General features: G+C 71.5%; 6 protein-coding genes. 1 reads left to right on the top strand and 5 read right to left on the bottom strand.

All coding sequences use genetic code 11. The features are described from left to right. Both ACLIYP_RS27970 and ACLIYP_RS27965 read right to left on the bottom strand, forming a co-directional pair. The coding region (locus tag ACLIYP_RS27970) for a site-specific integrase (protein WP_412715878.1) at positions 1-235 on the bottom strand (235 nt) is incomplete at its 3' end. Between the two features lie 159 nt (positions 236-394). Continuing rightward, positions 395-1276, bottom strand: a complete 882-nt coding sequence (locus tag ACLIYP_RS27965) for a glycoside hydrolase family 19 protein (protein WP_412715879.1) — start codon at positions 1274-1276, stop codon at positions 395-397. A 397-nt stretch (positions 1277-1673) separates the two neighbouring features. Here ACLIYP_RS27965 and ACLIYP_RS27960 point away from each other — a divergent pair, with 397 nt between their 5' ends. Further along, complete coding sequence (locus tag ACLIYP_RS27960) at positions 1674-2654, top strand: DUF2637 domain-containing protein (protein ID WP_412715877.1); 981 nt, start codon at positions 1674-1676, stop codon at positions 2652-2654. Positions 2655-2730: 76 nt separating this feature from the next. Here ACLIYP_RS27960 and ACLIYP_RS27955 read toward each other — a convergent pair whose 3' ends face one another. From ACLIYP_RS27955 to ACLIYP_RS27945, 3 genes are all read right to left on the bottom strand, one after another. Next, positions 2731-5952, bottom strand: coding sequence for a glycosyl hydrolase 115 family protein (locus ACLIYP_RS27955; RefSeq protein WP_412715876.1), 3222 nt, complete (start codon positions 5950-5952; stop codon positions 2731-2733). A gap of 340 nt (positions 5953-6292) precedes the next feature. Further along, complete coding sequence (locus tag ACLIYP_RS27950) at positions 6293-6565, bottom strand: DUF4235 domain-containing protein (protein WP_412715875.1); 273 nt, start codon at positions 6563-6565, stop codon at positions 6293-6295. 112 nt (positions 6566-6677) lie between these two features. Then, positions 6678-8321 (bottom strand): catalase, encoded by a 1644-nt coding sequence (locus ACLIYP_RS27945; protein WP_412715874.1) that lies wholly within the window; start codon positions 8319-8321, stop codon positions 6678-6680. Between the last annotated feature and the right edge of the window lie 132 nt (positions 8322-8453).

The following is an 8453-nucleotide window of genomic DNA, read 5'->3' as shown; positions in this document are numbered from 1 at the left end:
CGGCCGCCCGCTCGCTGATGTCCCCCTCGCCCTCGGGCACCGGCCGGCCGCAGACCCCGGTCACCCGCCTCGCCGGGAGGTCCACGTCCTGGATCTCCAGGGAGAGCAGGTCCAGCACCCGCAGGTCTCCCTCCCACAGCAGCAGCCACAGGGCCCGGTGCGCCATGTCGATGGAGTCGTCGCGGAGCAGTTCCTCGAGCCTTGCGGCGGTGATGCGTTCGTCCGTGAGCGTCATGGCCCGGCAGTATTCCGGGCGGACACGTCCGCGGGTAGAGGTAGGAAGGATCCTTCCTGTGAAGGTTTTTCCGTAAAAGCCCCTGCCGCCGCCCGCCGCTCGGGCGGCGGCAGGCGGCGGCAGGCGGCGGCACAGTGGCCTTCCGGCCCGACTCCCCCGTCAGCAGCTCAGGTTGTCGCCGGGAGTGGTGCCCAGTGTCTGGACGAACCGCTGGTACTTGTCGATCCGGCTCTGCACCTGGGCGGGGTTGCGCCCACCGCACTCCAGGGAGCCGTTGATGCTGCGAATGGTCTCGCCGAAGCCGTGTCCGCCCACCATCGCGTTGTGCGGGGTCATGGTGCCCGGGCCGCTCTGGGTGTTCCAGTACCACAGGGCGGTCTTCCAGGCGACCGCGGCGTCCCGCTCAACCAGATAGGGGTTGCGCAGCAGGTCGATGCCCAGCGCGTCGCCCGCCGCCTTGTAGTTGAAGTTCCAGCTGAGCTGGATCGGGCCGCGCCCGTAGTAGGCGGCCTGGCCCGCCGGGCAGCCGTAGGGCTGGCTACTGTCGCAGTAGTGGGGGTAGTTGGCGGTGTTCTGCTCCACGATGTGGACCAGACCGCCGGTCTCGTGGCTGACGTTGGCGAGGAAGGCGGCGGCCTCCCGCTTCCTCACCGTGTCGCTGCCGGTGCCGGCGAAGGCCGGGTAGGCGCTCAGGGCGGCCTTCAGGCCCTGGTAGGTGTAGAAGGAGTTCCGGTTCGGGAACATCTGGTTGAACTGCGCCTCGCTGACCACGAATCCGGACGGATCCGGGTCCGTGGGCGGCGGGGTCGTACCGCCGCCGCAGGCGCCCTGGTCGCTCCAGACGCCGGAGGTGCCGGGCGGCACCTCGTTCTGGGTCCACCAGCGGGCGGTCCAGTTGTGGCCGTTGTGGGAGACGGTCGTCCCGCCGAGGTAGACCGACGAGGAGTTCCACGGGGTCGCGCACTCGGCGGCGGAGGCGGAGGTCGCGGGTACGGCGACCGCCAGGGCGCCTGCGAGGGCGGAGGCGGCGAGGCCCGCCATGAGGCGTTTTCTCAGCACCTGAACTTCCCTTCGGGGTGGGGGGTTGGTCGGGAACACTCAAGCGCCTTGGTATGTACCAGTCAAGGTATGGACCAGATCCGCTCCACGCCGGGATCCGCGGCGCCCCGAGCGGGACCGCGGCGATTCCCCGCTTCGATCCGCCCGGCCGGCGCCCCGCCCGGCCCTGCGCCTCCTTCACCCCTTAACTCCCCTATGCGGACTTTCACCCCGAAACAGATGCTCCGGCATGAGACGAAGGTCATTCACCGCGATCGTATGAATTGAGACTTCACCCGAATGCCGGTCATCCGGTCGGGTCCGGCCTTCGTTGTTGTGGACGTGACTCCACCAGATCTGCTTTCCACATCCGCGGTCCGCCTCCCCGGATCGGGCTGCCGTGAGTGACCAGGGCCCGCACTTCGATCCGTACGGCACGCCCGCGGGTCCGGACCCCGACTGGCACCGCACCGGTGTCCATCCGGAGTTCGACCCGTGGTTCGTACCGGAGCAGAGAGCCCCAGCCCCGCCCGACGTGGACGTCCTCGATCCGTCCTGGGACTTCGAGGCCGAACTCGCCAAGCTGCTCCAGGACTCCGGCCACGCCCCGCCCCGGCCCCACGGCCGGGAGCACGGTCCGGCCCATGCCCGGGCCCGGCCCGCCGAGCAGCCCCGGGGAACGGCGCACACCGGGCCGGAGCCGGCCGTGGACGAGGCCACCCGGGTGCTGCGCCGCTTCGGCGCCGGGGACACCGAAGAGGCGGGGCAGCCCGGAGACGGGGCCGCTCCCGCCCGCCGGGCGGGGCGTCCGGCCGCCGAACGCCGCCACCGCCGCAGGCGCCGGACGCCCCAGCGGCCGGAGCTGTCGCTGCTGCACGTGTTCAGCTACGCCGTGGCGGCACTGACCGCCGGCATCGTGGCCATGGTCAGCGTGCTGGGCGGACTGGTCTCCTACGACCCCCTGCGCCTGCTGGCCGGGCCCGCCGTGCCCGCCGACCTGGCGCGGTGGTGGCCCCTGCTGGTGTACGGGCCGTGGCTCGCCGGCTCCCTGTCGATCCTGCGCGCCACCGTGCTGCGGCGCCGGGTCCGGCACTCCTGGGCGGTGGTGATCCTCTTCTCGGCCGTGGCGGTGGTCCTGTGCGTGGCCCATGCCCCCAAGACCCTGACCGGGGTGGCGGCCGCGGGCCTCCCCCCGATCACCGCCCTGGCCTGCTTCCACCAGCTGGTGGGGCAGATCACCCTCACCCAGCCCCGGCACGCCCTGCCCCGCCGGCCCGCACCGCCGCCGCAGCGCGGTCCGCTCCCCCGAATGCGGACCGGCTACCGCGGGGACGGCCCGAAGCGTCCTTCTCCGGACGGGCGCCCCGGGCCGGGCCGCTGAAGCGGGTGGGCACGGAGCCGGCCGGGCGCCCCCGAGGGAGCGCCCGGCCGGCTCCGTGCCGGTGCGGTGCCGCCCGTCAGCGGCCGACCCGCCGGCTCTCCGGCGGCCCCAGGTAGCTCGGCCGCAGACCGCCGGTGTCCACGACGATCCGGTGCACGACGACCGTGGGGTCGACCATCCACAGCTTCAGGACGTGGACGCCCGGCCGGCCGACCGTGTGCCGGGTGACGGTGCGGTTGACGTTGTCGGAGGTGTTCCTCGCCCACCGCTTGTTCATGTAGGTGTCGTCGGCGCCGGTGGCGGCGGTGACGTCGACCGTCCGCGGCTCGGCGTCGTCGATCGAGACGGCGTACCGCAGGCCCTCCGTCGGCAGGACGTTGTTGCGCGGCGCCAGGTGGACCCAGACGTCGACCTCGCCGGCCGTGGTGAGCGTCATCTCGTACTCCAGGCGCGGCCCGTGGCCGCCGGGTTCCCGGCTGGGCGCGGTGACGGGGTAGGGCTCCATCCCGTCCTCGGCCCGCCCGATGTCGGGCAGGCGCCGCCAGTGGACGCCCCCGGTGCCGACGGCCCGGGAGTAGTGCGCGGCCTCCATGGACACGTGCCCGTCCGCCTCGACGAAGCCCCGCGGCCCCCGCCGCGGCATCCGGCGGTTGTCGACGACGGCCTGGACCTCCACGGCGGCACCGCCCGGGCCGTGGACGGTGACGGGCACCCTGGTGACGCCCTCGGGGGCCCTCCTCCAGTCGACCCGCACGGTGGCGCGCACCTGCTCCCCGACCCGCCCGCGTGCGCGGTCGACCCTCACCCAGGGCTCGGCCGCGGTGATGCGGTAGTCGAAGGGCCTGCTGCCGCGGTTGAAGACCTCGATGTACTGCTCGGGGTAGTTCTGGTACGGGCTGAAGGCCGGCAGCACCGCCTCCCCGTCCGCCCCGGGCCACCACAGGTCGGATCCGTCGATGCCCACGCCCATCTCGGCCCGGTCGGGCAGTTCGATCCGCCTGACCGCCGGGAAGACCTCGTCGGGCAGGGCGACGTGGTCGGGCGTCTGGGGCTGCTGCCAGGGCGCGTCGGGCCCGTAGCGCTCCACGTCGCCGTAGCCGATCTTCGGCTGGGTCTGGAAGCCCTTCCACTTCCCGCCGGCCAGGATGTTGTTGTAGTAGTCCGACATCGCCTGGTCGTCGGCGAAGCGCTCGTCGGTGAGGTCGGCGTAGCGGTTTGCGGCGGCGCGGCCCTGCTCGGCGTAGAGGATGTTGGTGAACTGCGCCTCGCGCAGCTCGTAGAGGTTGGCCGTGGCCTCCACCTGGTAGAGCACGAGCTGGTAGTAGGCGTCCTGGTCCTCCTTCGGGAGCCGGCGGCCGGCCTTCTGCGCACGCCTGGCGAGCCTGCGCCACTCCTCGGTGACCCGTGCCGTCTCGCCGTAGTGGTTGAGGTGGTAGGGGCTTGCCCGGTCGTCGTAGACCACCGCCTCCTCGTCCTTCGACAGGTCCTTGGCGGGGTCGAGGGTGATGCGGCGGTTGAGCAGTTCGGGTTTGCGGCGTGCCTGCAGGACGCCGTAGGTGTGCAGGATCGCGGCGATCTCGTCGGCGTGCTCGGGGCCGAAGCTCTGCGCGACGTAGCCGCGCCCCCACTCGTGGAGGCGCTCCAGGGGCCAGCGCTGCGGAGCCCAGGCGTAGTCGAGGAAGAACTGCGTGGGCAGCTCCTCGGCCTTCAGGTCGCCCACGTTGACCACCCACAGGCGGTCCACGCCGTAGGTGTGGGTCAGATGGAGCTGCTCCCAGGTGCTGACGAGGTTGACGGTGTCGACCCACTTGTAGTTGCGGCCGACCCCGACGTAGTCGAAGTGGTAGTACATGCCGTAGCCGCCGGCGCGCTCGGGGAGCGAGCGGTCCGGGAGCTTGCGCATGTTGCCCCAGTTGTCGTCGCAGAAGACGACGGTGACGTCCTCCGGCGGGCGCAGGCCCTTGTCCCAGTAGCGCTGGACCTCCTTGTAGAGGGTCTGCACCTGCGGGATGCCGGTGACGTCCTCCTTGCCCGTGACCTCGGCCAGGATCTCGCGCTGGCTGTCGAGGATGGACTGCATCAGGTCGATGCCGTCGCCGTCGGGCAGGCTGACGTCGCCGTTGCCGCGCATGCCGAGGGTGACCACGCCCTCGAAGTCCTCCTCGGCCATGCGGCGGATGCCGTCGGCCCAGTACGCCTCGATCGCCTGCCGGTTGCGGCGGAAGCTCCACTCTCCGGTGCCGCCGTAGGGGTCGCTGCCCGGCTCGGTGATGTTGCCCTCGGCGTCGCGCCTGGCGGGGGTGGCGTGGCGGTTCCACTCCTCGATGCCGCGCATCATGGGGGCCTCGTGCGAGGTGCCCATCACGATGCCGTACTCCTTGGCCGTGGCGTGGTTGGCCGGGTCGTCCTCGGCGAAGGCCCGGCCCCACACGGCCGGCCACAGGTAGTTGGCCTTGAGCCGCAGGAGGGTCTCGAAGACCTTGGCGTAGAACTCCTTGTTGAAGCCGTTCGGGAAGCCGGGGGCGTGGCCGGGGCCGAAGTACTCCGGCGCCCAGGTGCCCAGCGCCGGGTTCTCGTCGTTGACGAAGAAGCCGCGGTACTTCACGGCCGGAGTGCCCTGGGTGTGGCGGCCGGGCAGCACGTGCAGCTCGCCGTGGCGGCGCGGCGGTACGTCGTCCCAGAAGTGCCAGGGCGACACGCCCATCTGGCGGGTGGTCTCGTAGATGCCGAAGATGGTGCCGCGCTGGTCGCTGCCGGCGATGACGAAGGCGCGGCGCACCCCTGGCACCGGGTCCTCCACCACCTGCTCGACGGTGGTCTCCCACTTCCCCGCGATGTCCGAGACGTCCAGCTTCCCCGCCGCGACGAGCCCGTCGATCAGCGGGCTCTTCCCGATGGTGCCGACGATCACGACCTCGGCGCGCCCGGGCGGGGCGTCGCCCCGCTTGAGGGCCGGCTCGACGCCGGTGACGCGTCCGATGTCCTTGCGCAGGTCCTCCGCCGCCCGCAGTACGCCCGGGTGGTCGCCGCCGCTGACCACGACCGGCGCGGCGCGGCCGTCCGCGACGAGGGGGAAGCTCCCGCCGCGACGGGAGAAGGAGACGTAGGTGCCAGAGCCTTCGGTGTGCCCGCCGCCCCTGCCCCGGTCCGCGGCGGCGGCCGGGGCTGCGACGGCGGCGGGTACGGCGGTGGCGGCCGCGGTCAGCGGTATCAATCCGAGGAACGTCCGCCGGCTGGCGTTCCCGGGAGCCTGTGGGCCGGTGTTGGGCCTTCTCATTGCTCGATCTCCGCAGGTCATGGACGGGAGAGGACTGGAGGGGCTGGAGGGGGCCGGAGACGAAGTGCACACGGATCTTTCCGGAATGGTTCCGGAAAGGAAATCACCGCGGCATGCACGGGTCAAGGCTCCGTGCCACGTAAGTTCCCTGTGCGCAAAGGAAGTTCAGGGACGGAACCGCAGGAGAAGGCCATCCTCGGTTCCGGAAGTTTTCGCCGACGCGACGGTGGCCCCGGCGCGGCACGGCCTGCGGGCGGGTTCGCCACCGCGTGTCGGTGCGGTTCCGCACACGGCGGCGGGGCCGTACGGTCGACCCGTACGGCCCCGCCGTGGTGCACCGCCCACCGGGCGGCCGCCGGACTCAGCCCGGCCAGGTCCCCGTCATCCTGCGGACGGCGACGGCACCGCCGCGGTCCACCGCGGCCCTGACCACCGAGAAGATCACGCCCTGGATCGCGGCGGCCAGCAGGACCTCGCCCAGCCCGCGGTCCTCGTCTCCGGGGTCGGGGGCGTCGTCCCTGTCGCTGACGATCTTCCACGCCTGCTTGAAGGCCGCGCTCGCGACGGCGCCGCTCACGGCGCCGAGCGCGATGCCCACCGGCCTGTAGAGCAGCTTCTTCTTCCTCTTCTTCATGACCGGTTCTCTCCTACCGGGTCCGCGGGACTGTTCCGGGTGCTCCGCCACGGGGCGCCCGGGTCTTCCCACGGATTCCCCGCGCGCGCCCCGCCACACGGCGTTCCTCCGGTCAGCGGGTCACCACGTGCCGCTCGTCCGGGACGCAGTGGGTCATCGTCAGGCCCTCGACGTCCCGCGGCGGGTTCTTGCCGAGGTTCGCCAGGCGATCGCGGTCCTCGTCGGTGAGCTGCTGGTTCGGCAGCGGCTCCAGGTCCGCCACGTCCTGCGGGGAGATGCCGAGCCCCTCGCCCACCCGCACGCCGAGGTCGTTCTCCACGAGCAGGAAGTGCCACACCATCCGCTCCTGGACGTTCCTGGGGCACTGCTTGAGCTGGTCGGTGAAGTTGGCGACCAGGTCGTCGCGCTCCCAGTCCTCCATCAGCATGTAGCGCTGCCCGGCCTGCAGGTAGTCGTTGGTCCGCGGGATGCGGCTGCGGGTCAGCCTGCCGCGGAGCTCCGGCCCCTGCTCGCCGTAGCCCGGCCCCTCCGCCTCCCGGAGCCCGCCCAGGGTGGACGGCTCGTAGTTGACGTGCCGGTTCTCGCCCCGGGGGTCGACCTCGTAGGCCATGGGGCCGCCGTTCTGGTTGGTGTGGACCGGGGCCTTGGCCCGGTTCACCGGCAACTGGAGGTAGTTGGGGCCCACCCGGTAGCGCTGGGTGTCGCTGTAGGAGAAGGTGCGGCCGACCAGCATCTTGTCGTCGGAGAAGTCCAGGCCGTCGACCAGCACCCCGGTGCCGAAGGCGATCTGCTCGTTCTGGGTGAAGAAGTCGTCCGGCATCCTGTCGAGGACCATGCGGCCCACCGGCTTGGGCGGGAACTCCTGCTCCGGCCAGGTCTTGGTGTCGTCCAGCGGGTCGAAGTCCAGCTCCGGGTGCTCGTGGTCCTCCATCATCTGCACCAGGAGTTCCCACTCGGGGTACTCGCCCCGCTCGATGGACTCGTACAGGTCCTTGGTGGCGTGGCCGAGGCTGTCGGCCTGGACGTTCGCGGCGTCCTCCTCGGTCATGGAGCGCACGCCCTGCTTGGGCATCCAGTGGTACTTGACCAGCATGGTGCGGCCGTCGGAGTTCTCCCACTTGTAGGTGTTGACCCCGAAGCCCTGCATGTGCCGGTAGTCGGCGGGGATGCCGCGCGGGCTGAAGAGGTTGACCAGCATGTGCATGGACTCGGGCGTCTGGGACATGAAGTCGAAGATCCGCTCGGGCCGCTGCTCGAAGGTCACCGGGTCGGGCTTGAGCGCGTGGATGACGTCGGGGAACTTGATGGCGTCCCGGATGAAGAAGACGCCCAGGTTGTTGCCGACGAGGTCCCAGTTGCCCTCCTCGGTGTAGAACTTCACCGCGAAGCCGCGCGGGTCGCGGGCCGCCTCGGAGGAGTCGCGTCCGCCGATGACCGTGGAGAAGCGGACGGCCACGTCGGTGCGCTTGCCCCGCTCCTGGAACAGCTTGGCGCGGGTGTACTGCGCGATCGGCTCGTCGCCCCAGGAGCCGTACGCCTCGAAGTGGCCGAAGGCCGTCACGCCGCGCGCGTGCACCACCCGCTCGGGGATGCGCTCGCGGTCGAAGTGGCTGATCTTCTCCAGGAAGTGGTAGTTCTCCAGCGTGGCGGGACCCCGGGCGCCGACCGTGCGCTGGTTCTGGTTGTCGTGGATCGGGTGGCCCTGCCGGTTCGTGAGCACCGGACGGTCGTCGCGCTGCCTGGCTGTCTCGGTCACGTACTGGTCTCCTTCGAACGGGGGTTCACGCGGCGGAGGCGTCCGGAATCCGCCGTGCGCGTGTGCCTGTACCCCGATCCGCCCCATTCGTACCTTCGCATCGGCCATCGGTGCGCCGTGAGGAGCGCGCGG

It is taken from the genome of Streptomyces nanhaiensis (assembly GCF_046614825.1).
Taxonomy (GTDB): domain Bacteria; phylum Actinomycetota; class Actinomycetes; order Streptomycetales; family Streptomycetaceae; genus Streptomyces; species Streptomyces radiopugnans.
This window is presented reverse-complemented; position numbering and strand designations above follow the sequence as displayed.